Raw genomic sequence first — 23,230 nt, forward strand, 5'->3', positions numbered from 1 at the left:
CGATATCTTATTTCTGGGCGGAGGACCCGCAGGTTACCAGGGGGCAATCCGGGCAGCTCAACTCGGCCTTCGCACAGCCGTGGTTGAATCACGTGACCTGGGCGGCGTCTGCCTCAACCGGGGCTGCATTCCCACAAAGACAATCAAAGCATCAGTAAGCGTGCTGGAGCATATGCGAAGAGCCAAAGAGTATGGGCTGCACGCTGACGATATCGGATTTGACATGGGAGCCATAATTGACCGCAAGGACAAGATCGTAGGCCTGTTGAGAAACGGTGTAACTCAGCTATTTCGGGCAAATGGCATCACACTGATTGAAGGTCATGGACAATTGATTTCGTCATCAGAAGTGAAGGTCGAGTCGGATGACGGCACGAGTTTGCTGCAGGCCAGAAAAATTGTCATTGCCACAGGTTCACGCCCCTTCTGGCCGGAACCTTTTCTGTCGGGTACTCCCGGCATTCTCAGTACTGATGGCATCCTCGATCTGCGTTCTCTCCCTGCCTCTCTTATAATAATAGGCGGCGGCGCTGTTGGGGTGGAAATGGCTTCCATATTAGCCGGTCTGGGCAGCAGGGTGACAATTGTCGAGATGGAAGCGCGGATATTGCCTCGAGAAGATGCAGAGATGGTTGCATATTTGACAAGGATGCTCAAACACAGACGTGTGCAAATACTTACAGGTATAACCATTACCGGTCTGGAGACAGAACCGGGTATATGTGTCATGCTCTCTGACGGACGATCTCTGTCTTCGGATGCGGTGCTAATTACCACGGGCAGGCTTCCTAATGTCGAGGGAATCGGCATTGAGAATGTTGGGATCGATCCCAAAGGGCCTCTGAAGGTGAACGCACACATGGAAACAAAGGTGCCGGGAATTTACGCTGCCGGTGATGTGAAAGGAGGATGGCTGCTCGCTCATGTTGCTTTTGCAGAAGGGATTGCTGCCGCGGAAAATGCTGCCGGCAAGGAATCCATCATGGATTACCGGGTAATCCCCCGCTGCGTCTTCAGTACACCTGAATATGGGGCTGTCGGCATGTCCGAAGAGGAGGCTCGCGCATCTTTTGCTGTTGAATGCTTTGCCTTCCCTCTGAAATCGCTTGGTATGGCCCAGGCTATGGGTGACTGGGAAGGCCAGGTAAAACTCATCGTTGAAAAAGAGACCGGACAGCTTCTTGGCGGTCATGTGATCGGCGAGCATGCAGCAGATCTCATTGCCGAGATCGCTCTGGCTATGAAAAACAATATCCCGGTTCAAGGTATCGTTAAAACTATACATACGCACCCCAGTCTTTCTGAGGCGGTGCTCGAAACCGCCCAAGCAGCATGCGGACAGGCAATCCACATTATGCCGGATAATACGAAGGCATGAGCCGTGGCCACAGACAGGACACAAGGAAATGAGCATGAATGAACAGTATCCGCTAATAGCGCCGGCATGGCTGATACAGCTTGTACGCCAGGCAAAGCTGGGGCAACAGTCTTCCCTCGGGCAGGAAACCAGGAATATTCTTCTTCGCCATCAGCTCAACACGGTCTGTGACAGCGCACGTTGTCCCAATAGGCCACACTGTTTTTCTCTCGGAACAGCCACTTTTATGATCCTCGGGGCCATCTGCACCAGAAACTGCTCATTTTGTGCGGTAAAGAGCGGTAGCCCGGAAAAAGTCGATAACAACGAAGCAGACCGGATAAGAGAATCGGTACAGGAAATGGGCCTTACCCATGCGGTAATAACATCAGTCACCAGAGATGACCTGCCGGACGGTGGTGCAGGAAAGTTCGCCGTGGTTATCCAAGCCCTCCACTCCATAACACCGCCGGTATCCGTAGAGGTGCTTTTACCTGATTTTCAGGGTTCGAGTTCCGCTTTGCAGACTGTACTTGATGTTGCCCCGGATATAGTTGCTCACAACATGGAAACCGTGGAGCGCCTCTATCCGATTGTCCGCCCGGCTGCTGATTATCAACGTTCGCTACGGAGTCTTTCATATGCAGCAGAAGAGACGAAAATGGGGACATTCGTCAAGAGTGGTTTCATGGTTGGCCTTGGAGAGGAAGACGAAGAGATTTTTGTTCTGATGAGGGACCTGCGGGAAGCAGGAGTGACCATGCTTACCATTGGTCAGTACCTCGCACCTTCCCTGCGCCATTACCAGGTGAGACGCTTTATTTCACCCGAAGAGTTTGCGCACCTGGAGGATATTGCCCGACACATGGGATTTGCACATGTGGCAGCGGGATCTCTTGTGCGGAGTTCCTATCATGCCGGTGTAAATTACAAGGAGGTCGCAGCAGATGTTGCAACAGTGGCGGCTCATTAAAGACGGGCCGGGTGATCCGGCATGGAACATGGCGGTAGACGAAGCACTTGTGCACGTGCACAATGAACAAAGCAGTCTTCCCATTCTGAGACTCTATACTTGGTCGCCGCCTGCGCTTTCTCTCGGCTATTTCCAAAAAACCGGCGGTATACGGTTTGATGAGTTGAAACGTTTGGGCATCGTCCCGGTGCGGAGGATAACGGGAGGTCGTGCTGTACTCCACCTTGGGGATCTTACCTATAGCATAATAATATCAAGCGCCAGTGAAATACCTGTCGGTGTGTCTGCGTCGTACCGCTATCTTTGCAGAGGGCTCCTTGCCGCATTTAGTATGCTCGGCATAGAAGCTGATCCTGGTTCCGAGCGGTCCAGTATGGGCGGTCCTGATGCATGTTTTGCCCTATCTACAGGCGCGGACGTTGTTTTCAACGGGAGAAAATTTGTCGGTAGTGCACAAAAGAGAATTGGATCATCAATTCTACAACATGGTTCCATTCTGCTTAGCCCACAAGTAGAAATCCTTAATAGTATCTTTGAGAATGGGGAAACAAGAAGCAACGAGATGCTCGGCCAGAAAATTACCTGCCTTGAGAATATATTGGGGCACTCCATCGACGCAGAGGAGGTTGCCCATGCTGTTGCCGAGGGTTTTGCTCAGGTATTAGAAATAGAGTTACTGCCCGATTGTTTAACTGACGATGAAGTAAAGACAGCTCATAGTCTTACAGATAAGTATCGACCGATTTCCGTGAAAGGGTTGCCGCTTAACAATTAGTAAATGGAGGATTATATGGCAGATAAGAAAAGGGTATTATTTGTTTGTGTCCATAACAGTGCCCGCAGTCAGATGGCAGAGGCGTTTCTCAATCACCTATATGGTGACAGGTTTATCGCTGAAAGCGCCGGGCTTGAACCTGGCACGTTAAACCCCCTTGCAGTAGAAGTTATGAAAGAGGAAGGTATAGACATATCGGGCAATAAAACAAAAAGTGTCTTCGACTTCTATAAAGAAGGAAAGCTTTATTCTTATGTCTTTACTGTTTGCGATGCGGCAAGCAGTGAAATGTGCCCCGTTTTTCCAGGGCTTGTCACACAGACAATCCACTGGAGCTTTGAAGACCCTTCGTCTTTTACGGGAAGCTATGAAGAAAGACTGGAGAAAACGAGAAAGGTAAGAGACGTCATAAAGGACAGTATTGAAAAATGGGTTAAAGAAATAATGTAACAAATTTCAACATAAGAAAAGAAGTTTGAAAATAATTGAGATTATAACACTGAGAGTCTTGTATGAATATATTGTGTAAGGACATGAAAATTGCGGGCAACAACATGATCACAAAGATCCTCAATATAGTTCTCCCACTTATAGGGATCACACTCATGTTTGTCTACGAGTATTGTGACACCTCCTGTTCTTATCTGAAGGGAACACTTATGGGGATAGACCTGAAATGGGTAGGGGTTATCTACATGATTGCACTGTTTACAAGCACATTCTCTTTACGGGGATCATTGGCTCAAATAGCTGTGCATTTCAGGACCGTCCTGATATCAGCCGCTGTTGGTGTGGAGTTTTTCCTTACCGGCTGGCAAATTGTAAAAAACACATACTGTCCCTTCTGTCTTGCCTTCAGCGTCTGTATATTCCTTCTCTTTGCCGCCAATTTTTCATTGATGAACAAGGCGTTGGTGATTGTTTCATTAATAGTGGGGTTTGCCGGTTTTGCTCTCTTTTTTGAGGGCTCGCTATCTCCGGTTTATACCTTGAGAACCACAGAGATATGCTGAAGGTTGCCCCCCATCCTGATTACCCACTTGAAGAAGGCCGTTATATAAGGGGAAACGACTTCTCGCCTGTTGCTGTTGCCATCATTCTGAACTGTGACGCAGACAAGATTCCTCGTGAGATAGAATCACTCGTCAGGGCAGGGGCAGAGAGCGGAGCTGCCCTCTCCGGCACTGTCCAGACGCCAAATATTGGTTTTGAAAAAATGATCTGCAATATTGTAGCAAATCCAAATATTCGCTACCTTATCCTTGGAGGACCGGAATCAGCAGGACATCTGACAGGAGAGGCCCTAAAAGCACTTTTTGAGAACGGTGTGGATGATAAGAAACGTATCATAGGGACGGAAGCATCGCACGCAACTCTTTTTAATGTCCCGTTGAATTTCATTGAGCGGTTCCGTAGCCAGTTAACCCTCATTAACATCCAGTTTGAAGGTGACCCGGAAGTTATCAGGCAAGCTGTGTGGACCTGTTATCAAGAAAATCCTGTAGATTTCCGTGGTTATTCCCTCTATGACCCGGGTGCCTTTTCTGAACCTTCCTTAAGTGGGAAAATTACCTGGCGTATCAATCAACCCTGGGCTGAGCCGGAGGATGAAAACGAGCAGGAAGCCCTTAGAAAAGCAAAGGAACTCATCGAAAAATTGAAATCAAGGACAAAGAAAGTTGGAGAATAAGATACGGAAAACGTATTTAGATATTATGGAAGGATTACCATGCAGACAGCGGCTGGAGGGAACAAAGCACTGGCAAACCCTTCTTTGACCAGAGACAGGATTTACGCTTGATATACTGAAAATTTTAACTCAGGAGGAGTACATGCATTCGAAAAAGATTTTTAATATGAAATTATTTGCTGTAACAGCAATCGTTGTGATAGGCCTGCTTTTTGTAGCAAACCCTGTGTCTCGCTCATTATTTTCGGACATCCAGGAAGTGTGGGCAGCAGAGACGAAGACAAATGTTCCCCAAAAAGATACCGCCGCTACATCTCCAAAAAAGGTTCCCCGTCTTATCGATGTTGGTGCTGATAAGTGTATTCCATGTATCGCTATGGCGCCGATATTGGAAGAAATGAAGAAGGAATATGCCGGTATCCTTGACGTTGAGTTTGTCGATGTGTGGAAAAATCCGAATGCCGGGCAAAAATATGGAATTCGAGGAATCCCTACACAGATTTTCTATGACGCCTCTGGAAAAGAACTTGGCCGGCATATGGGGTTTATCTCAAAGGAACAGATATTGCAATCATTTAAAAAACTTGGTGTAGAACTTAGGAATCCTGAGCAAAAGAAGACGAAGTAAGAAGACGTCGATTATGATTGAAAAGCTCTTTATAACTCTCAACGATGCTGTTTCCGGAACACCTGCATTTGCAATCGGGGCGTCATTCCTCTGGGGCGTCCTCAGTCTGGTCTTAAGTCCTTGCCACTTATCGAGTATACCTCTTATTGTGGGATTTATCGATGAACAGGGACGTATATCAACAAAGCGGGCTTTTTATATTTCTTTACTTTTTTCATCAGGACTTATGGTGAGTATCGCCGTCATAGGACTGTTTACTGCTATGGCAGGCCGTATGATGGGAGACGTGGGCAGATATGGTAATTACTTTGTTGCAGGAGTATTTTTCCTTGTGGGACTTCACCTCTTCGACATTATCCCTATGCCCTGGTCAGGCCCTGGAAACATCGGCATCAAGCGCAAAGGCATACTCGCTTCCTTTATCCTCGGTCTGATCTTCGGTGTTGCCCTCGGTCCCTGCACCTTCGCCTATATGGCCCCCATGCTGAGTATTACCTTTCAGCTTGCCGGAACGCAGATCTGGTACGGCACAATCCTGCTTTTATCCTACGCCGTGGGCCATTGCTCAATTATTGTGATAGCCGGAACATTTACAGAGTTGGTGCAACAATACCTCGACTGGAATGAACAATCCAAAGGGCCAATGATCATAAAAAGGGTTTGCGGCGTCCTTGTAATAATCGGCGGATTTTATATGATCTACACAACATTGTAGTTTTATGAGTCAAGACAGTAAAAGACTTTTTTTGTTAAAAGAATAATAGCTTTATTGACAATTGAAGATCAAAGAAACTTATCTTTGGCTTGACATTAACTTGAATAAGAATCTATTTAAACAAAGTAATACCATTTTAGAGGAGCGAAACAATGGAAGTAAAAAGGAACTATGTTAAGGTACGCCTGACTGACAAAAGGTGCCTGACAGTTCCTCATGAGCTTGCGGAGGCTTATGGTTTGAAACCTGGGGAATCCTTTCAACTTGAGAATAGATTGGATGGACTGTATATCCATCCACCGGTGGCACACCTTGCCAGAATATACATTGAACCGACAAATATATGCAATCTGGAGTGCAAGACATGTATCCGCAACGGATGGACAGAGCACCTTGGGCTGATGGACTCAAGCACATTTACTCGGATCGTTGATGCTGCTCGCAGCTTTTCCCCGGTCCCGTCCGTTTTTTTCGGCGGTTTCGGAGAACCGCTTTCCCATCCACATATTGTGGATATGATAGCCATGATGAAATCAATCGGTGCTCGGGTTGAATTAATAACCAACGGAACGCTCCTGACGAAAGAGATGTCCCATCAATTGATCAAGGCAGGTCTTGACGGGCTATGGGTGTCCATCGATGGGGCAAGACCTGAAAGCTATGGAGATGTTCGCTTAGGTGCTGCGCTTCCAAATGTCATCTCCAACATAGAGACATTCCGTGACGCCTGTTTTACTGATTTTTGGCGTTTCTCCCACCCTGAAAAACCAGAAATAGGGATTGTATTTGTAGCCATGAAACGGAATATTGCAGATCTTCCGGAAGTCGTACGCCTGAGTGAGCGGCTGGGAGCCATTAAGTGTCTCATAACAAACATCCTGCCGTATTCACCTGAAATGTCTGATGAAATTCTGTATTCAGGCGCAGTCACCGGCAACATTTCACGCTTTTCAAACTTTCAAATAAGACTCCCAAGAATTGATACAGACAACATCAGCTCCTTTCTCAGTACTTCTGCAGGTGATGCCCATTGCATTTCGTGGGCCGGCAGCAACACATGGGAGGCATCGAACAGGTGCCCCTTTATTGAAAGAAGCGCGACAGCAATAAACTGGGAAGGTAACGTCAGTCCCTGTCTACCCTTAATGTACAACCAAACGCATTTTCTGAATCAGCGGATGCATTTTTCAAGGAAGTACATCGTGGGTAATGCAGCAGAACGTGATTTTAAGGAACTCTGGGGTATGCAGACATATGTAGCCCTTCGTGAGAGGTTGCAACAATTCGAGTTTCCTCCATGTACCATTTGCGGAGGATGTGACTTATGGGAAAATAATGAAGAGGATTGTTACGGCAATCCCTTTCCTACCTGCGGAGGCTGTCTTTGGGCACAAGGAATTGTCCAGTGTCCTTAATTGCTTTTGTTTTTGATGATATTAAAATCAAATGCGGCAATTTGTGTTGATTAAAAATTGGCTGCAATTATGCAAAATATTTGACGTATTATTTTGATTAGAGGAATTAGTATCTTGTTAATCAGTTCATCGTTGGCGATGATCCTCGCAGCATGCCGGAACACAGATCTGGTACGGCATATTCCTGCCTTTATCGTACACAGCCGGACACTGCTTGATTATTGTAATAATGGGAACATTCGCGGGATTAGTCCAGCAGTATTTCAACTGGAACGAACAGTCCAGGGGCCAACGATCGTAGAAAAGGTCTGCGGCATCCTTGTGATAATCAATGGATTTTATATGATATACACAACTATCTGAATACTCTTACTCTCCAACTTGACAAAAGAGCACAGGCCACATATAATATATAAAATATAGTTTATATATAGTGAGGTGTTCAATGCTCGGTGATTTTTCAAAATATGTTGTGTATGATCTTTTCAAACTCTCAAAGGGAGCACAACTCTCAGGTGCATTAGAGTTCTTTATCTATGATACAATCAAGATATTTATCCTCCTTGCCGTTATCATATTTACCATCTCTTTTATCCGGAGTTATTTCCCTCCGGAGAAGACGAGAAAAATATTGTCACATAAAAAAGAATTTATAGGTAATATCTTCGCTGCCCTTCTCGGGGTTGTAACCCCATTCTGTTCCTGCTCTGCGGTACCGCTATTTATTGGCTTCATTGAAGGCGGTGTTCCGCTTGGCGTTACCTTTTCTTTTCTCATCTCATCACCCATGGTCAATGAGGTGGCCATTGTACTTCTATGGGGTCTCTTCGGATGGAAAATAACGGCTATTTATATCGGCACCGGCCTTTTAGTTGCAATTATAGGCGGATATGTCATAGGAAAGCTTAAGCTTGAGAGATGGGTGGAAGAATATGTATACAAGATGCATGTAGGTGAAAACATGCAGGTCGTTGCACAAACCTTTGCCGAAAGAATAGAATATGCTCGCTACAATACAAAAGATATCCTTGTCAAGGTCTGGCTTTATGTGCTTATAGCCATCGGCATAGGAGGTTTTATTCATGGTTATGTTCCGCAGGACTTCCTCGCCGGCATCGCCGGCAAAGGCAACTGGTTTGCAGTACCCATAGCAGTTCTGGTGGGTATCCCCTTATATTCTAATGCAGCCGGTGTAATCCCGATAGTCTATGCCCTCATGAGCAAAGGATTAGCCCTGGGTACAGTGCTGGCCTTTATGATGGCTGTAACCGCCCTTTCTTTGCCTGAAATGATCATCTTAAGGAAGGTTCTGAAGGTTAAATTGTTGGCCGTATTTGTGGGGATTATGGCGATCACCATTATAGGCGTCGGGTATCTCTTTAATGCCATCATGTAGGAGTGAAAAGGTGAAAGAAATCATTGTTGAATGGTTTCGCTACGAAAAGGAAGGCAATACCTGTTGCAGGTGCGGGGACAGCACTGAGGTTGTTCGGAAGGTTGTTAATGAATTCAAATTCCACAATGCCGGCCTTGAAGTTGAACTGAAAGAATACTCCTTAGGCGAGGACAGACTTGCCCTGTCAAATACAGTAAGGATAAACGGCAGAGACATTATGGACATCCTTTGAGAGAGGCAGAGAGTCTTAACGTCCTGCCCATCCTGCTCGGAACTCATAGGGACAGAAACTGATTGTAATTCCTATGTATATAAAGGCAAAATTTACGACAGTCTTCCGGAGGAAATGCTTAGAGAAGCTATTTACCGGGAGGCTTTTGGAGACAATATTGAAGCCCCTTTACGGGGTTGCGAATAAGGGGAGGGAAAATATGGATGATGTGGTTAGGCTATTCAAGTCCCTTTCGGATGAGACGAGGCTCAGGATTATTAAACTTCTCGAACATGGTGAACTCTGCGTTTGCGATATTTGTGCCGCTCTCGGTATGATTCAACCAAAAGTATCGTTCCACCTCGGTGTGCTAAAAAATGCCGGTCTCCTCAGGGACAGAAAACAAGGCAAGTGGGTACACTACAACCTCGATGAATCGGAAATGTTCAAAAGGTTTCTGCTTTTATCTGTGTCTGAGAAGATTTCTGAAAAAGATGTTGAAGAAGACAGAGCGCGACTTGAAGCGTTCCTACAAAATAAAGATGAAGAAGGAAATATTCTCCCAATGAGCGACTATAAGGCCAAATGCTGCAAGGGATGAAGCAGTGAGTACAATAATAGCAAAAAGGGTAAAAGGAGGTTTATGATGAAAGAATTAAATGATTACCTTGAAGTTGCGTTGGTGTTTCACGGACACAAATGCCCGGCCATGCCCATGGGTTTACGGGCAGGGCTTGCTGCCATGAAGGTCCTTGGTGTCAAGAGAGCGCAGGACAAGGAGCTTGTTGTAGAGTCCGAGACTGGTGAAGGCCATGCTGCTGGTTGTTTTCTCGATGGTGTGATGGTTGCTACGGGAGCTACCTATGGCAAGGGCAATATAAAGAAACTCTTCTACAACAAGATGGCATTCACCTTGATAGACGTAAAAACCGGCAAGGCAGTGCGGGTCTCTCTCAAGCCCGAGTTCGTTGTGAAGATGGTCCAATCACCTTTTGTGCAGAAACGGAAGGAAGGTATACCCCCTCAGGATATCCCCCCAGAAATAACGAACCCGCAGGTTGAACGGGTACTGAGCCTCCCTGAATCGGAGTTTCTTGTCATCAGTGAGATCTTTCAGAAAGACCTGAAGAAGGGTGCCACGAGTTTTGAGGTGAAGCTCTGTGCACAGTGCGGTGAAGCAACATTCGTAAATAAACTGTCAGAAAGTCCTGATGGCAGACTCCTCTGTGTTCCCTGTATAGAACAAGAAAGAAAGGCCTGAAGGGAGAAATCAGCCGTATATTGAAAGAGGGAGGGGAAAAATCCCTGCCCTCGCGGAACACGTTAATATGGAAATTACGACCATTTTACTTGCATCTCTCATTGTCTTTCTCTTTACCACAGTGCTCACTGTTGCCGGGGTGGGAGCGGCCTTTATCATTATCCCAACATTCTACTGGCTCGGGGTTCCCCTCACCGAGGCAATGGCTATAGCTCTTCTCTTGAATGCTATCAGCATGAGTTTCGCTTCTGTCAACTACATCCGGTACAAGCTCGTGAACTTCAAGACCGCCATGCCGATTATCATTCTGGCCGTGTTTTTCTCTCCCCTCGGGGCGTACTCGACGAGATATTTCCCTAAAAATGCACTTATCTTGATTTTCATCTTTTTTCTTATATTTGCGGGGTCTATGATGTTGTTCTATACACCAAAAAAGAAGAGAGATAGGGGGAGTTCGTCAGGCAAAGAATTGAAGACGGGCATCGGTCTCGGCATTGGTGCAGGCTATCTCGGAGGTCTACTCGGGGTCGGGGGAGGGAATTTCATTGTTCCCGCACTCATATGGCTGGGTTTTGACCCTAAAAATGCCTCAGCGACAACCGCCTTCATTGTTGTTTTCGCGTCGTTAAGTGGATTTTTCGGTCACGCAGCTCTTGGCAACATCAACTGGAATCTTCTTGCCTTCTCTGCTGTTGGTTCAATAGCGGGCGCCCTTGTTGGCTCTTGGCTCATGCATAGGAAGCTTGAGGCCAAGCACGTGAAAAGAATAATCGGCTTCGTGCTCTACGCGATTGCCGCAAAAATGTTGTGGAGTTTATTACGAATATGAGCGGGGAAAAACGTCTTGCCGGCACCTTTCTTGTAACGGTTCTTATCCTGGCAGGAGAGGTGATTGGCGGGTATTTAAGCAACAGCCTTGCCCTCTTAAGCGATACTGAGAGAAAATGGTATCGGCCACGGCACCCTCCAAATCGAGTGCTCTTTCACAAACCCTGACAACGGCTTGTACCCATAACAGAGTATAATCATAATCACTGATCAGGAAAAAGAAATGAGTGCTATCCCTTATTATAAGATTGAGGTATAAAAACTATGTCAATTAAAGAAATTGTAATAAAGCTTTCACCGGAAGATGTACTTCGTTTGACGAGGGTTCTCCTCGATGAAGATCGTGAGGAAGCAATGTTTTTTCTGAAGGAATGCCTTAAACCCCAGTTGGAGAAAGAAAAAAGGGGACATTTAGTGCGTGCCTTTGAAGCTTAGCGTAAGCCTCCTCGACAATAGTCCCTAAACAATTGTGACACGAATATGTAATCCTTTACGGAAAGCAGCCCAGTTGGCAGTTGGCTACTTTGATCTTGTGTTCGTTCAAAAGAGCACCCAGATCTTTCGAAGAAATACCTTCCTCTGCAGATATTTTTAGGGCCTGTTTGCATGTTTTTTTACTTTTTCTATAATAGACTCTTTATCCACTGGGACCTCCTTGTTCTTTTGTCTTATTTGAGCATCATCAGCAGCATTTTATAGCGGGTTACGGCTTTCAGCGCGTGCGGCTTGTTTGCCGGCATAATGATCATTTCTCCTTCTTTGACCGAATATGGTTTACCGTCAATACGAATCTCAGCTTCGCCTTCCAGCAGATAAACCGCCGCATCAAAAGGTGCTGTATGTTCACTGAGACCTTCTCCCTTGTCGAAAGCGAAGACGGTCATCGTTCCTGAGGGCTTTCGGATGATTTCCCGGCTAACGACGGAGTGATCCTGATAGCCAGCAATTTCTTTAAGTTTCAATACGGCGGTTAAATCCACTATCTGGGTAAAGTTCTCGGTCATGTCATTTCTCCTTTTTGATCTTTTATAACACAAAACATAAGCATTGCAGTTGACTTAAGTCAAATTGATTTATTGTTTGTTGGGGTATGAACCACCCCCCAAGGGTTATCTTACCCTCGGGTCAGACTCTTATTGCAGAAAGAATTGTTGTGGTGGCGTCTACAGATCCCCAATATTTTGCTGGCGGTATTGTGAGGAAGTGCAAGCGTAGTTCAAAATAGCAGGTTCCTTAGAAGTTGTTCTTGGCTTTTTTTGCCGTTATACAACCTTTATACCGCATTCGACAGTTTGGAAAGGTTTATTTGTTTATTGATTTCAGGATGGGATCACCACAGAATTCGGATTATAAAGTACATTAAGTTGTCAATCTGGTGTAAAATCATTGAGCTATATGGGTGTTTTGCTTGTAATAGAAGGTTTTAATCTGATGAAGTGTTAACTTCCGGAAATTTAAGATAAATATTCCGTAGCATACTTTCCGGTCCGTTTTCTGTGGTGACCCTTATACGGGTGGATATGATTTTGTTTGAAAGAACAGCAGTCCTGACGAACTCGCCAACCTTGCAGATGAACCTGCAATTATGGCACTAACGTGAGGATGTGTAGGTTCCCAAGGAGGTTTGTAAAGATATGCATATGAGCCACACTGTAGCTCTAATATCTGGAGTGTTTTCATTTTTCAGCCCCTGTATCCTGCCCATTATTCCGTCTTATCTTGTTTTCATCAGCGGGATAACCTTTGATGGCTACAATGAGGTTGAATTCCGAAAATACAGAAAAGTTGTTATCGTTCACACCCTGTCTTTTATCTTTGGATTTTCCTTTGTGTTTGTATCCCTCGGACTTAGCTCATCCCTACTCGGCAAATTTTTCTCAAGTTACCATACATATATCACTCGTTTCGGCGGGTTGATCTTGATGGTGATGGGAATGCATTTGCTGAATATCATAAAAATACCATTCTTGAACCGGGAAAGAGTGGTCCACCTCAAACAAAAACCTTTGGGTCTTTTTGGCTCATTCATTGTTGGAGCTACCTTTTCAGTGGGTTGGACGCCGTGCGTGGGACCCGTTCTATCTTCGATTCTTATCATGGCAAATGCTTCCCAGGAAATGGCCGAAGGCGCCTATCTGCTGAGCCTGTATTCCCTGGGACTGGCAATACCCTTTTTTATTTCTGCAATATTTTTCCATAAGCTATTCCGACTTCTACAAAAATTCCATTTTATGACCCGATATTCCATGAAAATACTGGGTGTGATTCTTATTATTGTCGGTCTGCTATTGTTGACCAATTATTACAGTGTACTAACCATCTTTTCTAACAGTTTATTTTCGTGGATAAAATAGAGGCAAACCCCACCAAGAAATACATATGACAATGTTTTTGTTGCACCAAACAAAACTCTATGTTATATCAGCAGATAAACTCAATAATAAAGGAGATGCAATGCCATACCATTCACTTTGATGATGCGCAACAATGAGTGCCAGTTGGCGTTCATGGTTTTATCAGTATTGGTCGGCATTGGTCAAAAGAGCCTCACCGTAATTGTGTAAATACTTATTTCCCTCTTGGCCGCTCCGGCTCATGCTGGCAGCGGTTTTTTTAATTATTACATAGTAGCATCAGCCGTCCTGTGGCTGGAATAGGCGTAATAATGTAAAGAGGAGGGAAACACAATGTCAGAAAAAACCGTCCGTTTTTTATGTCTTCTGATGGCGCAATGTTATTTCAGGGGCAGTCATTTTTAGAATCACAACATTGCTTCAAAAACAGGATTCCCTAACACGAGGAGTGTACGAATAGCGTTTTTTAAAAGGGATATTTCCGCCTTGAAGAATAAAGGAGGGTAGTATGGATGCTCTCGTTTTACGACATAAGGCGGAAGTTCTATATCGTAGCGGGCAGTTCCTTTGCTCTGAGGCAATTCTTTATACATTTAACGAGGCACTGGGCAACCCGCTTCCAAGGGAAGCTGTGCGGCTGGCCTCTGGTTTCCCTGTCGGTATGGGTGCTATCGGAGTTGGCGGTTGTACCTGCGGTGCTCTCGCCGCTGGCATTATGGTCTTAGGCATGGTTTACGGGAGATCCAATCCAGGTGATGAAGCACCACTGGTTTTGGGGAAAGCCCAGGAATTACATGATTGGTTTAAATCCGAAAAGCGGAGCACATGTTGCCGAGTCTTGATTCACGGCCTTTAGTTCGGCTCCCCGGATCATGTTGACCAGTGCGTCTCCTTTACCGGCGATGTCGCAGAGCGCCTTGCCCACATGATTGACAAGGAAGGCAAAAATAGGAAACACAGTAACAATTTTTAAAAGGAGGAATAAGAAGTGAAGAAATGTAAAACATTAATTTGGTTGGTTATCTTTGTGTGTATGGTTTTTTTATTTTCTTCGAATGTTTGCAATGGAGAAACAGGAAATGGAAAGCCTGACAATTCGCCGGACTGGTTCTATCCAAGCTGGGCGGCAAGTGCAAAATATAACACGCCCATAACAGTGCTGGATACCGACAGTGCTCTTGGCAGATATTCACTGAAAACAAAAGCGGTAGGTTTAAAGGATGTCACTCGCTTTCATGGTCATATGTGCGACGGACTGTTTATAGCTTTTGTTGAAATAAGGGCTGTCCTTGGCAAACTCTTCCCCAACGGAACGGTTGACAGAACGGATTTGCGGGCAGTTTCCAAAAATGGGCCTTGCTGGGTTGATACTGTTATGTATATGACTGGCGCCAGGACCAATTTCCAGACATTGAGGATTGACAGTACCATTGGCGATGGTTTCATTATACAAAAAATATCAACTGGCGAAACTTACTCGGTGCATCTCAAACCAGGAGTGTTCCCCACGGAACAGGCAGAACTCGAGGGCAAGATCAGAAAACTTAGAGCCGAAGGGAAGCCGGTCAGTGCAGGGGATATTGATACTGTTGAAGCAATGGCAGATGCATTAAGCAAGAAACTTCTAAATACACAGAGTTCCGAACTGCTTGAAATCAACCCTTGTCTGGTTACCGTTTCGTTGCTGTCGATATGTTTGGCAACAGAGGGGATATTGTAAATAAAACCATGCCGCGAAAGTAGGCACGGAGGTTTGTCGCACACAACACTCATGTGTTTGATTAAAGATGGGGAAAGAGGGGGGGATATCCTGCCGGCTTTTGCATTGACGTTACCACTATTGCCTATTCTGCCAATTCAGTCGAGATATTTCTCCTCCCCTGTTCTCACACCAGGGGCTTCCTAAAAAAGATGCTCGAACAACCCGTTTCTCATTCAAATCTCGCATTTATCCTTCACTAAAGACATTTTTCACAGGAGATGTTACGTAGAAATTATGGATGCCGTCTCTCAACAGTATCAAAGGCATCGTATCACCTGTTCTTGTCGGCTTGATCCTTAACGTACTTCCGGTACTCCTTCAGCAGTACATAGGCATAATCTTTATGGGCGCGTTCAGACGAGGGAATGTAGTTCTTCATAGCTTCCAATCTTGTCATAATCTCTTCGGCAGTCTCATCGTTTGCCAATCTGCCTCCAGAATAAAGTTCGGCCATAATTTCATCCAGACCAAACACGCCAGCCTCTGTGTCATCGATAAATTTCAATATGTGCCAACTAACTGTTGGTTTTGGGGGGATTCAGCACCCCCCTACTCATCCCGTTTTTACCGCCCTAATCGCCTTGTCGGACAGACAAACCATGTATATTTCCGGGCAGGCGCTGTCATTATTATACCAAACATCTGACCAAAAATTCTGCTGCAATAATAACGATGAAAACATTAACCACAGAACGAGGGCCGGCACAACTGTCGTAGGCACTATACAGCAAGACTTCCTTGAACTCCGTGGAATTTATTTCGAAGTCAGAACCGCCTTTGCTCCCGCTTTCTTCACTGCCATTTGAATGTCCTGCACGGATAAAGCCAACGGGTCGTAGGTGAGCTTCATCTGGTTGGTGATAGGGTTGAAACTGAAGGTTTTAACACCTTGCAGGGCCTTAACTCGCTTCTCGACAATCTGCCCCTCGCAGGAGCAGCCAAGTCCTTCAATCTTGAACGCTAAGAGGTTCAGACCATCCGGTACTTTTGATTCATTGTTGTCTGTAGTTGTTGCAGATATATTATTGACTACCTCCACACCGGAACAACAAGATACTTGTGTAGCAGCCATAGGAAAAACAGGAAAGGATATCTTCTTAGCGTGTTCTTGACTATCACAGCAACATTCAGCGCTTGCATCGTTTATGACAGGAATTGATACTCCAGGAGTGGGCTCACCGCAACAACAGGCAGATTCAAACATCTTAAGAGGCGTAGCAACCATAATTTTTTGTTCCTCCATTTGCATATTTGCTTGCTGAAAAGCTGCCTGTTCCTCAAGTACCGGCAATGCAGAACTCCGCCACTTCAATAAACGCAGGGCGTTGATGATAACGAAAAGCGCGCTTGCCTCGTTGAGCAGCAGACCTGTGACTAATCCGAGATGCCCGAGCAGTGCCATGATTACCATAAAAGCAACGTTCAGCAGGGAAACCACAATATTCTGTCGGATTGTCTTTACCACACGGCTGGAGAGCTCACGTACAAAGGCTAACTTTGCAAGGTCGTCAGACATCAGCACGACATCGCCCGCTTCAATAGCGATATCTGTTCCTGCTGCTCCCATAGCAATGCCCACATCTGCGACTGCCATTGCCGGTGCATCATTTATGCCGTCGCCGACCATGGCCACCATTCCGTATCTTTCACGGAGTTTACGAATCACATCGACTTTGTCTGTAGGCATTAGCTGGGCATCATATTCGTCTACGCCAACCCGATGGGCGATAGCGCTTGCGCTACGCTCGTTGTCCCCGGTGAGCATCGCTGTTCTGACTCCGGCATGTCTAAGCCGTTGCAGAGCGTCCTCTGCTCCAGGTCGCACAGTGTCAGCAATTGCGATGAGGCCTCTCAGGTAACCGTCTGCACTGAGTAATACAACAGTCTTCCCTTCATCCTCAAGTCGAGCAACAGCTTCCTCTGCTTCTCGGATTGTTATGCCTTGTTCCATGTGGCAACGAGGGCTGCCGATTACGCAGGACTGTCCTCGGACTGTAGCAGACACACCTCGCCCAACATTCTCTTGGAAGCCATCTACTGTATCCCCGGAGAATACACCATTCTCTCTTGCCTTCCGTACGATTGCGGCTGCGAGGGGATGTCCGGATCGAGACTCAATGGCGCCTGCAAGCTCAAGCACATCCTGCTCTCTTGCTCCACCGAAGGGCACAACATCCGTGACTTCCGGGCGTCCTATTGTTAAGGTGCCGGTCTTATCAAAGGCAATAACCTTGACCCGGTCGACAATTTCAAGGTAAGAACCGCCTTTAAAGACTGCCCCATGGTGGGCCGCCTTTGCCATGGCAGCTACAATGGCCACAGGGACCGAGAGAGCGAGACCGCAGGAGCAGGAAACTACAAAAACAACCAGACCCCGGTAAATAAAAGGCAGCCACTCGGCTCCCATAAATAAGGGCGGAACAATAGCGACCAGTATTCCAAGGGCGAACATGGCAGGGGTATAATAAACTCCGAAAGCATCCGAAAATCTTTGAAGCTTGCCCTTTTTGGCTTGTGCTTCTTCAACCGAATAGATGATTTTTGAAAGCATTGACTCTGACGCAGGTTTCTCCACCTCCACTTCAAGCGATCCATTCTGGTTGATGGTTCCGGCAAAGACCACACCCCCGGTCTCACGAAGTACCGGAATGGGTTCGCCGGTAACAGCCGACTGGTCCACATATGACGAACCTTTTACTACATGACCATCGACAGGTATGCGTTCTCCCGGTCTTACGACAACGACGTCCCCAACCACAATCTGTTCAATTTGACGCATCTCTTCTCCATTGTTCGTACGTACAAGCGCTTCTCTTGGCATAAGTTCCGTGAGCGAGCGAAGAGCGCCGCGGGCTTTGTCCACGGCATAAGATTCGAGAACATCGCCGAGCGAGTAAACAAAGATCAGCACAGCCGATTCACCCCATAGGCCGAGTGCCATGGCGCCGCCTGAACCTATGAGCATAAGAAGATGGATCGTTGGCGTAAAATTTACAAGGGCAATCAGGGCCTTACGGGCAGGGTAATAAACACCGGTCAGGACAGAGAGCACGTAAATCCCGTTGTAAACAAGGGGCAATACCCCTGCCTTTGACAATATAAAGGCGATTAGGGCAAGAAAACCGCATCCGTACAAGGCAAGCTGCTGCTTCTCACGCCACCACGTGCTGCGCTGACTTTGGCTCTTTTCCAGCGAGGCTTTCATGCCCGTTTCCGAGACTGACCGGATAATATCCTGAATCGTAGTTGTTCCGGAGTCATAGGAGACCCGAAGTTGGTGGGTAATAGGGTTGATTTCATACCCCTGGACCCCAGCCAGCGCCCTTATCTTTCGTTCGATGAGAGTAGATTCACAGCCGCACTCCATTCCTTCAATCTGAAATGTTACTGTTTCGATCCCTTGTTCATCCTTATAATTATTCATGCCAGACCCTCCATTTTCGCCTTTGCCGGGCTTTTTCAAATCACTATTCGTTCAAAACATACGAAATTCGCCCTGAGGTTAATTTGTCAAATAAGCAAATTATTCAACACCCATGGCAAATAAGATAGACAGTCTCATACAGCTTTGCCTTGGGAAGAATTGACATTCTTGGTAACAGGGCAGGCACAGGATTCGGCCCCGGCAAGACGCATTTTTATATCTTCTATTAAAAAAAGATCATCATTCTCAATTGCTTTGTAAATGTAAGGTATTGTAGACCGCCACGCCTCAAGTGCCACCTCATATGCCTCAATTCCTAAGGGCGTCAGGGTATAGACCCGCCTTTTCTGTGCGCCCTTAAGCTGCTTATCGTCGGCGACTTCTGCATAACCATGCTTAGCCAGTTCCTTGAGGATTGGATAGATAGTCCCAAATGTAGGTATACAACAACCACTGGTAATAGATTCCAGTTCTTTCAATACACCGTAACCGTGGTTAGGCCCCTTGGATAAGACTTTCAAAACAAGAACTTTTGTAAGGCCTATGTTGATCAACGATTTCCAATAATTTAAATCAGTAAGCTCCATAAGAAGACCTCCTATATAGATACTACAATTATAGTGATTAAAGTTATAATGAATGTCATTATATTGATATCTATCATAATGGATATATCTTGTCAAACCTTTTTTAGTAAATCAACTTTTCATTTTTAGTAAGAAATTGTAGGTTAAATTCATATGTTGCTTTTAAAAGAACAAGATATTATTTGCAATAAAAATAAGTTGCAAGGATAATTGTATTTAAATTTTGATTAAAACGGATAATCACAATATTGAATCACGAGTGCCTTTTGATATCTTACTGTCAATACACACGAGTATTTTTTATAAGCCCACCCAGTATCCTTCATCCACTTGTAGCGCAGAACCTTCGCTTTCCAGGAGCTCCAAGTGACCGATGACCTCAGATATGCCCAGGAAGAGCTGATCCTGCAGTAAATCCGGGAAGAGTGTCTTTACGATTGAGAATGGCCTGAGAGGACCCTGATCAAGAATATTGCGAACCAGTTCCTTTCGTTGCTGGATGAAGTGAGTGATTTCATCAATTCTGCCGGCAACATCCAAGATGATTGCGCCGTGGCCTGGCAGAGCCGTTTGGATAGCCATCTGTTTTACCTTATGAAGAGAGGCCAGATAAACCTTCAGGCTCTTGTACCCCTGTAACATAGTGGAAGGTCTCTGGATCAAAGCGTTTGAGCTGATTTGGTTGAGAAGGAAATCTCCGGTGAAAGCTGATAAGTGATCTTGTGAGTACAACATTATGCACCACGGGGTGTGTCCAGGTACCGCTCTGACAATAAATGGTATTGATCCAAGCTCGATTTCATCACCGTCATTCAAAAGGCGAGAGACAGGCACGGAACAGCCGTACATACGGCCCCAGGTGTATAGAAAATCGAGATAAGTACGATGGTCACCCGGAGCAACAATCCATTTCAGGATCTCCGTATAATATTCTAAATCCCTCAGGAGCTCGGCATCGAAATCCTCAAGATATTGTCCGCCTCCCCTTGAAACCCAGACTTCTGCCTTGCTTAATCTAACAATCTCAGCGGCTGCTCCAAAATGGTCAAAATGAGGGTGCGTGATGATAATTCTTTTGATATCCCTGATTGAATACCCTTTGTTCTTCAATGCTGCCTGCAGCTCGTTAGTATAAATATTCCCCTTAGGAGGGGTGTCTATAAGGGTGGGGATTACGCCTTCAATGAAGTATACATTAATATTGCCTACAGGAAATGGAGTTGACATACTAAGTAAATGAATATGATCTATCAAATGGTTTTAGCCCGCTAATCCAATATATCTATCATTTCTTCAACTGCCTTTGACAACCCGACAGAAAGAGATCTTAAAATTATAGAATGTCCGATGTTTACTTCCTCCAATGCCCTGGCATATAAAACAGGCATAATATTTTTGTAAGTGAGCCCGTGTCCGGCGCCAACCTTTATTCCAACTTTTACAGCATGATCCGCCGCAGTATATATCCTGTCAATTTCCTTATCAATATCAGTTTTATCTATGGTATTGCAATATTTACCGGTATGGATCTCTATAAAATCAGCGCCGCATTCTTTCGAAAGCTCAACTATTTCTATATCGGGTTCAACCAAAAGAGATACCAGTATGTTCTGATCATGAAATAACTTAACAGTATCTTTAATTTTGAGCATATTTGTTTTGACATCAAGCACGACTTCTGCAGTTATTTCTTCCCTATTTTCAGGAATGACAATAATCTTATTCGGCTTTATTTTTAGTGCAATATCAAACATTTCACCCGAGAGAGCTACCTCAAGATTCAATTTCCCACGTATCACATCTTTTATGGCAAAGATATCCCCGTCTTGCATATAACGCCTGTCCTTACGTAAGCTAACCATAATGCCGTCACAACCGCCTTTTTCACACATTACTGCATATTCAGCAGGATCAGACTCATTGCCTCTCCGGGCTTCTCTAAGAGTTGCGATATGATCAATATTTACGAATAATAAGAAAAAATGTCCCCTGTAGGCAACTTCTCCACCCGGCATAAAATCTCTCCATTATTTAATATTTTTATGAACATAGTATCCGATAAATTGATGCTGCCCACACCACGTCCTCTTTAATTGCCGCGTCGGTAGAAAAAACTTTCGATATAATTCTTATTCCATTTTTCGAAAAAATCTCCCGATGTCTATAAAATTATCAAAACCGTATTCTGTCGAGATCTAAGCACCGTAGAGGTACTCTCGCGTCATCGGCAGCGAATTATTTAATCCATTGGTAAACAGTATCTGATAAAGCCGTATGTCACCCCACCGGAAAGCTGCGGCACTCCCGTTGAGGAACATACGCCACATACGGGCGAACCTTTTGTCGAACATCTCTTCGATCTTCTGTACATTAACCTCAAACCGTTTTCCCCATTCGTCGAGGGTCTTGGCATAATGGAGACGGAGGCTTTCAATATCAATAGGGACGATCCCCTTTCTTCCCATAGCACCAATCACAAGATCAAGTGCTGGAATGTAACTACCTGGAAAAATATATTTCTTGGTCCATGGATCACCTGGAGTATTGCTCTCTTTGCCTATAGTATGAAGGAGTCCTATGCCGCCAGGTTTCAAGAGACTCCTCGTCTTTTCCATAAAGGTGGGGATAAAACCTTTTCCGACATGCTCAAACATGCCAATAGAAACAAACTTGTCAAATTGGCCTTTAATGTTCCTATAATCTTCACGGAGAATTGTGATTTCATTTTCTAAGCCTTCTTCCGCCACCACATTTCTGGCATATTCAGTCTGATGACGGGAAAGGGTACACCCCACGCTTTTTACACCGTGGTGATGAGCTGCATAGAGAAGCATACCGCCCCACCCGCATCCGATGTCTATAAGTGTTTCTCCTTCTTTTAGCTGGAGTTTCCGGCAGATATGCTCGTATTTTTGTTGCTGTGCCTGTTCGAGGGTATCCTTATCGGTTCTGAAATAGGCGCAGGAATATGTCATACTTTCGTCAAGGTACTGCTTATAAAAATCATTTCCCAAGTCATAGTGGTGGGCAATGTTTCCAGGTGATTTCTTCAGTGTATTTAGAGAGGAAATATGGTGAAGGAAGACAGCCGCCCTTGTTTTCAAGGAAAGCTCCATATTCTGAAAGTCGGGGTCAATACCAAGACAGATAAGTTGCTGGATGTCGCCCTCCACATCAATATTGCCGGCGGTATATTCTTCCCCGAACCCAAGTGTGCCTTTGCTCAATATGTTTTTTGCCGCAGCTTTGGTGTTGAATGTGAGTACAAAAACAGGGACACCGTTCCCATACATTTCAGCCTCACCATCCCAAAACCTCACCTCAAAGGATATTCCAGGTATGTTGCTACTCAATTCTTTTAACAGTTTTTGAAGGATTTTCTTCATAAGCACCTCCTGATACATTTGCAAACCCTTAAGCTGTTGTCTATACCGTTGTGACCGGGATATTTAGCTTTTTCTCATCCTGTATTCCTCAGTGTTTAAAGTCTGCCTCATTTTGGAGGTTGCACGGCTTTGTTCTGTTCTTTCTTCTCAAAAAACTTTCTATATTCTCTAAGCACTACGGTTGTATATTCTAAACGTGCTTGTTCACTCGAAGGGATGTAGTTCTCTTTTGAGAGTTGCTCTATCAGTTCATAGGCAACAGAATTATCCGGCATTTTCCCTTCCCAATAAGCAATTTCAAAGATCCTGTCCAGCCCCTTTACTCTAATCTGACCGCCATCGGGAAAAACGAGCTGTCGACACTCCTCTATCCCTGTCATCATGCATGGACATGTCACTTCACCTATTTGCGCTGACATAATATGCCTCCCAATTAAAAAATTTATTCCTATCCAAATATTGTCAGCC

Annotated in this window: 26 protein-coding genes and 1 pseudogene; 19 read left to right on the plus strand and 8 right to left on the minus strand. The window is 45.2% G+C overall.

Annotated features, from left to right (window positions below; genetic code table 11):
* The 16 genes and pseudogenes from lpdA to NT178_01065 form a co-directional block, all read left to right on the plus strand.
* Window positions 1-1,378, plus strand: a 1,378-nt coding sequence (lpdA, locus tag NT178_00990; protein MCX5811111.1) for a dihydrolipoyl dehydrogenase, incomplete at its 5' end; no start/stop codon positions are given.
* Window positions 1,379-1,412: 34 nt separating this feature from the next.
* Window positions 1,413-2,330 (plus strand): lipoyl synthase, encoded by a 918-nt coding sequence (lipA, locus tag NT178_00995; protein MCX5811112.1) that lies wholly within the window; start codon window positions 1,413-1,415, stop codon window positions 2,328-2,330.
* On the plus strand, window positions 2,305-3,105 hold the full coding sequence (locus NT178_01000; GenBank protein MCX5811113.1) for a biotin/lipoate A/B protein ligase family protein: 801 nt from the start codon (window positions 2,305-2,307) through the stop codon (window positions 3,103-3,105). Before lipA ends, NT178_01000 begins: the two co-directional genes overlap by 26 nt.
* Before the next feature lie 15 nt (window positions 3,106-3,120).
* Window positions 3,121-3,555: an arsenate reductase ArsC gene (locus tag NT178_01005; GenBank protein ID MCX5811114.1), complete on the plus strand. Its 435-nt coding sequence runs from the start codon at window positions 3,121-3,123 to the stop codon at window positions 3,553-3,555.
* Between the two features lie 62 nt (window positions 3,556-3,617).
* Window positions 3,618-4,118, plus strand: coding sequence for a hypothetical protein (locus NT178_01010; GenBank protein ID MCX5811115.1), 501 nt, complete (start codon window positions 3,618-3,620; stop codon window positions 4,116-4,118).
* Window positions 4,112-4,795 carry a tetrahydromethanopterin S-methyltransferase subunit A gene (locus NT178_01015; GenBank protein MCX5811116.1) on the plus strand — a complete coding sequence of 228 codons (684 nt, stop codon included), beginning with the start codon at window positions 4,112-4,114 and terminating at the stop codon, window positions 4,793-4,795. Before NT178_01010 ends, NT178_01015 begins: the two co-directional genes overlap by 7 nt.
* A gap of 142 nt (window positions 4,796-4,937) precedes the next feature.
* Window positions 4,938-5,423 (plus strand): thioredoxin family protein, encoded by a 486-nt coding sequence (locus NT178_01020; protein MCX5811117.1) that lies wholly within the window; start codon window positions 4,938-4,940, stop codon window positions 5,421-5,423.
* A gap of 13 nt (window positions 5,424-5,436) precedes the next feature.
* Entirely contained in the window at window positions 5,437-6,138 is a 702-nt protein-coding gene (locus tag NT178_01025; GenBank protein MCX5811118.1) for a cytochrome C biogenesis protein, read from the plus strand.
* A gap of 152 nt (window positions 6,139-6,290) precedes the next feature.
* A complete protein-coding gene (locus tag NT178_01030; protein MCX5811119.1) occupies window positions 6,291-7,553 on the plus strand; it encodes a radical SAM protein in 1,263 nt (420 codons plus the stop codon).
* 445 nt (window positions 7,554-7,998) lie between these two features.
* Window positions 7,999-8,949, plus strand: coding sequence for a permease (locus NT178_01035; protein ID MCX5811120.1), 951 nt, complete (start codon window positions 7,999-8,001; stop codon window positions 8,947-8,949).
* Window positions 8,936-9,367, plus strand: a pseudogene (locus NT178_01040) (DUF2703 domain-containing protein). The gene NT178_01035 and the pseudogene NT178_01040 overlap by 14 nt, the downstream one beginning before the upstream one ends.
* Window positions 9,255-9,761 (plus strand): metalloregulator ArsR/SmtB family transcription factor, encoded by a 507-nt coding sequence (locus NT178_01045; protein MCX5811121.1) that lies wholly within the window; start codon window positions 9,255-9,257, stop codon window positions 9,759-9,761. The pseudogene NT178_01040 and the gene NT178_01045 overlap by 113 nt, the downstream one beginning before the upstream one ends.
* A 42-nt stretch (window positions 9,762-9,803) precedes the next feature.
* Window positions 9,804-10,421, plus strand: a complete 618-nt coding sequence (locus NT178_01050) for an FmdE family protein (GenBank protein MCX5811122.1) — start codon at window positions 9,804-9,806, stop codon at window positions 10,419-10,421.
* Window positions 10,422-10,488: 67 nt separating this feature from the next.
* Window positions 10,489-11,250 carry a sulfite exporter TauE/SafE family protein gene (locus tag NT178_01055; GenBank protein ID MCX5811123.1) on the plus strand — a complete coding sequence of 254 codons (762 nt, stop codon included), beginning with the start codon at window positions 10,489-10,491 and terminating at the stop codon, window positions 11,248-11,250.
* On the plus strand, window positions 11,247-11,417 hold the full coding sequence (locus NT178_01060) for a hypothetical protein (protein ID MCX5811124.1): 171 nt from the start codon (window positions 11,247-11,249) through the stop codon (window positions 11,415-11,417). Before NT178_01055 ends, NT178_01060 begins: the two co-directional genes overlap by 4 nt.
* Before the next feature lie 96 nt (window positions 11,418-11,513).
* The gene (locus NT178_01065) at window positions 11,514-11,684 is read left to right on the plus strand and encodes a hypothetical protein (protein ID MCX5811125.1); all 171 of its coding nucleotides are present in this window, start codon (window positions 11,514-11,516) and stop codon (window positions 11,682-11,684) included.
* 233 nt (window positions 11,685-11,917) lie between these two features.
* Here NT178_01065 and NT178_01070 read toward each other — a convergent pair whose 3' ends face one another.
* Window positions 11,918-12,253 carry a cupin domain-containing protein gene (locus NT178_01070; protein ID MCX5811126.1) on the minus strand — a complete coding sequence of 112 codons (336 nt, stop codon included), beginning with the start codon at window positions 12,251-12,253 and terminating at the stop codon, window positions 11,918-11,920.
* Between the two features lie 630 nt (window positions 12,254-12,883).
* Between NT178_01070 and NT178_01075 the strand changes: the two genes are divergently transcribed.
* The 3 genes from NT178_01075 (at window position 12,884) to NT178_01085 (ending at window position 15,323) form a co-directional block, all read left to right on the plus strand.
* Complete coding sequence (locus tag NT178_01075) at window positions 12,884-13,603, plus strand: cytochrome c biogenesis CcdA family protein (GenBank protein MCX5811127.1); 720 nt, start codon at window positions 12,884-12,886, stop codon at window positions 13,601-13,603.
* Window positions 13,604-14,111: 508 nt separating this feature from the next.
* On the plus strand, window positions 14,112-14,459 hold the full coding sequence (locus tag NT178_01080; protein ID MCX5811128.1) for a C-GCAxxG-C-C family protein: 348 nt from the start codon (window positions 14,112-14,114) through the stop codon (window positions 14,457-14,459).
* Window positions 14,460-14,591: 132 nt separating this feature from the next.
* A complete protein-coding gene (locus NT178_01085; GenBank protein ID MCX5811129.1) occupies window positions 14,592-15,323 on the plus strand; it encodes a formylmethanofuran dehydrogenase subunit E family protein in 732 nt (243 codons plus the stop codon).
* Window positions 15,324-15,636: 313 nt separating this feature from the next.
* On the opposite strand, the gene NT178_01090 is transcribed toward NT178_01085, so the two are convergent.
* The 7 genes from NT178_01090 to NT178_01120 form a co-directional block, all read right to left on the minus strand.
* Entirely contained in the window at window positions 15,637-15,840 is a 204-nt protein-coding gene (locus NT178_01090; GenBank protein MCX5811130.1) for a hypothetical protein, read from the minus strand.
* 279 nt (window positions 15,841-16,119) lie between these two features.
* Window positions 16,120-18,789 (minus strand): heavy metal translocating P-type ATPase, encoded by a 2,670-nt coding sequence (locus tag NT178_01095; GenBank protein MCX5811131.1) that lies wholly within the window; start codon window positions 18,787-18,789, stop codon window positions 16,120-16,122.
* Window positions 18,790-18,923: 134 nt separating this feature from the next.
* Window positions 18,924-19,376, minus strand: a complete 453-nt coding sequence (locus NT178_01100; protein ID MCX5811132.1) for a PadR family transcriptional regulator — start codon at window positions 19,374-19,376, stop codon at window positions 18,924-18,926.
* Between the two features lie 300 nt (window positions 19,377-19,676).
* The gene (locus NT178_01105) at window positions 19,677-20,603 is read right to left on the minus strand and encodes an MBL fold metallo-hydrolase (protein MCX5811133.1); all 927 of its coding nucleotides are present in this window, start codon (window positions 20,601-20,603) and stop codon (window positions 19,677-19,679) included.
* 41 nt (window positions 20,604-20,644) lie between these two features.
* Window positions 20,645-21,391 (minus strand): pyridoxine 5'-phosphate synthase, encoded by a 747-nt coding sequence (locus tag NT178_01110; GenBank protein MCX5811134.1) that lies wholly within the window; start codon window positions 21,389-21,391, stop codon window positions 20,645-20,647.
* A 180-nt stretch (window positions 21,392-21,571) separates the two neighbouring features.
* A complete protein-coding gene (locus tag NT178_01115) occupies window positions 21,572-22,762 on the minus strand; it encodes a cyclopropane-fatty-acyl-phospholipid synthase (GenBank protein ID MCX5811135.1) in 1,191 nt (396 codons plus the stop codon).
* A gap of 107 nt (window positions 22,763-22,869) precedes the next feature.
* Window positions 22,870-23,181 carry a hypothetical protein gene (locus tag NT178_01120; protein MCX5811136.1) on the minus strand — a complete coding sequence of 104 codons (312 nt, stop codon included), beginning with the start codon at window positions 23,179-23,181 and terminating at the stop codon, window positions 22,870-22,872.
* Window positions 23,182-23,230: the final 49 nt, after the last annotated feature.

This window comes from Pseudomonadota bacterium, assembly GCA_026388255.1.
Lineage (GTDB): Bacteria > Desulfobacterota > Syntrophorhabdia > Syntrophorhabdales > Syntrophorhabdaceae > JAPLKB01.

Excerpts from the sequence above, each read along its gene's own strand:
- NT178_01110 (MCX5811134.1), bottom strand. The coding sequence starts at position 21,391 with ATGCCGGGTGGAGAAGTTGCCTACAGGGGACATTTTTTCTTATTATTC.
- NT178_01035 (MCX5811120.1), top strand. The coding sequence starts at position 7,999 with ATGCTCGGTGATTTTTCAAAATATGTTGTGTATGATCTTTTCAAACTC.
- NT178_01010 (MCX5811115.1), top strand. The coding sequence starts at position 3,618 with ATGAATATATTGTGTAAGGACATGAAAATTGCGGGCAACAACATGATC.
- NT178_01025 (MCX5811118.1), top strand. The coding sequence starts at position 5,437 with ATGATTGAAAAGCTCTTTATAACTCTCAACGATGCTGTTTCCGGAACA.
- NT178_01095 (MCX5811131.1), bottom strand. The coding sequence starts at position 18,789 with ATGAATAATTATAAGGATGAACAAGGGATCGAAACAGTAACATTTCAG.
- NT178_01030 (MCX5811119.1), top strand. The coding sequence starts at position 6,291 with ATGGAAGTAAAAAGGAACTATGTTAAGGTACGCCTGACTGACAAAAGG.
- NT178_01000 (MCX5811113.1), top strand. The coding sequence starts at position 2,305 with ATGTTGCAACAGTGGCGGCTCATTAAAGACGGGCCGGGTGATCCGGCA.
- NT178_01105 (MCX5811133.1), bottom strand. The coding sequence starts at position 20,603 with ATGTCAACTCCATTTCCTGTAGGCAATATTAATGTATACTTCATTGAA.
- NT178_01005 (MCX5811114.1), top strand. The coding sequence starts at position 3,121 with ATGGCAGATAAGAAAAGGGTATTATTTGTTTGTGTCCATAACAGTGCC.
- NT178_01065 (MCX5811125.1), top strand. The coding sequence starts at position 11,514 with ATGTCAATTAAAGAAATTGTAATAAAGCTTTCACCGGAAGATGTACTT.
- NT178_01020 (MCX5811117.1), top strand. The coding sequence starts at position 4,938 with ATGCATTCGAAAAAGATTTTTAATATGAAATTATTTGCTGTAACAGCA.
- lipA (MCX5811112.1), top strand. The coding sequence starts at position 1,413 with ATGAATGAACAGTATCCGCTAATAGCGCCGGCATGGCTGATACAGCTT.
- NT178_01075 (MCX5811127.1), top strand. The coding sequence starts at position 12,884 with ATGCATATGAGCCACACTGTAGCTCTAATATCTGGAGTGTTTTCATTT.
- NT178_01115 (MCX5811135.1), bottom strand. The coding sequence starts at position 22,762 with ATGAAGAAAATCCTTCAAAAACTGTTAAAAGAATTGAGTAGCAACATA.
- NT178_01060 (MCX5811124.1), top strand. The coding sequence starts at position 11,247 with ATGAGCGGGGAAAAACGTCTTGCCGGCACCTTTCTTGTAACGGTTCTT.
- NT178_01055 (MCX5811123.1), top strand. The coding sequence starts at position 10,489 with ATGGAAATTACGACCATTTTACTTGCATCTCTCATTGTCTTTCTCTTT.
- NT178_01100 (MCX5811132.1), bottom strand. The coding sequence starts at position 19,376 with ATGGAGCTTACTGATTTAAATTATTGGAAATCGTTGATCAACATAGGC.
- NT178_01045 (MCX5811121.1), top strand. The coding sequence starts at position 9,255 with ATGTATATAAAGGCAAAATTTACGACAGTCTTCCGGAGGAAATGCTTA.
- NT178_01120 (MCX5811136.1), bottom strand. The coding sequence starts at position 23,181 with ATGTCAGCGCAAATAGGTGAAGTGACATGTCCATGCATGATGACAGGG.
- NT178_01080 (MCX5811128.1), top strand. The coding sequence starts at position 14,112 with ATGGATGCTCTCGTTTTACGACATAAGGCGGAAGTTCTATATCGTAGC.
- NT178_01050 (MCX5811122.1), top strand. The coding sequence starts at position 9,804 with ATGATGAAAGAATTAAATGATTACCTTGAAGTTGCGTTGGTGTTTCAC.
- NT178_01070 (MCX5811126.1), bottom strand. The coding sequence starts at position 12,253 with ATGACCGAGAACTTTACCCAGATAGTGGATTTAACCGCCGTATTGAAA.
- NT178_01015 (MCX5811116.1), top strand. The coding sequence starts at position 4,112 with ATGCTGAAGGTTGCCCCCCATCCTGATTACCCACTTGAAGAAGGCCGT.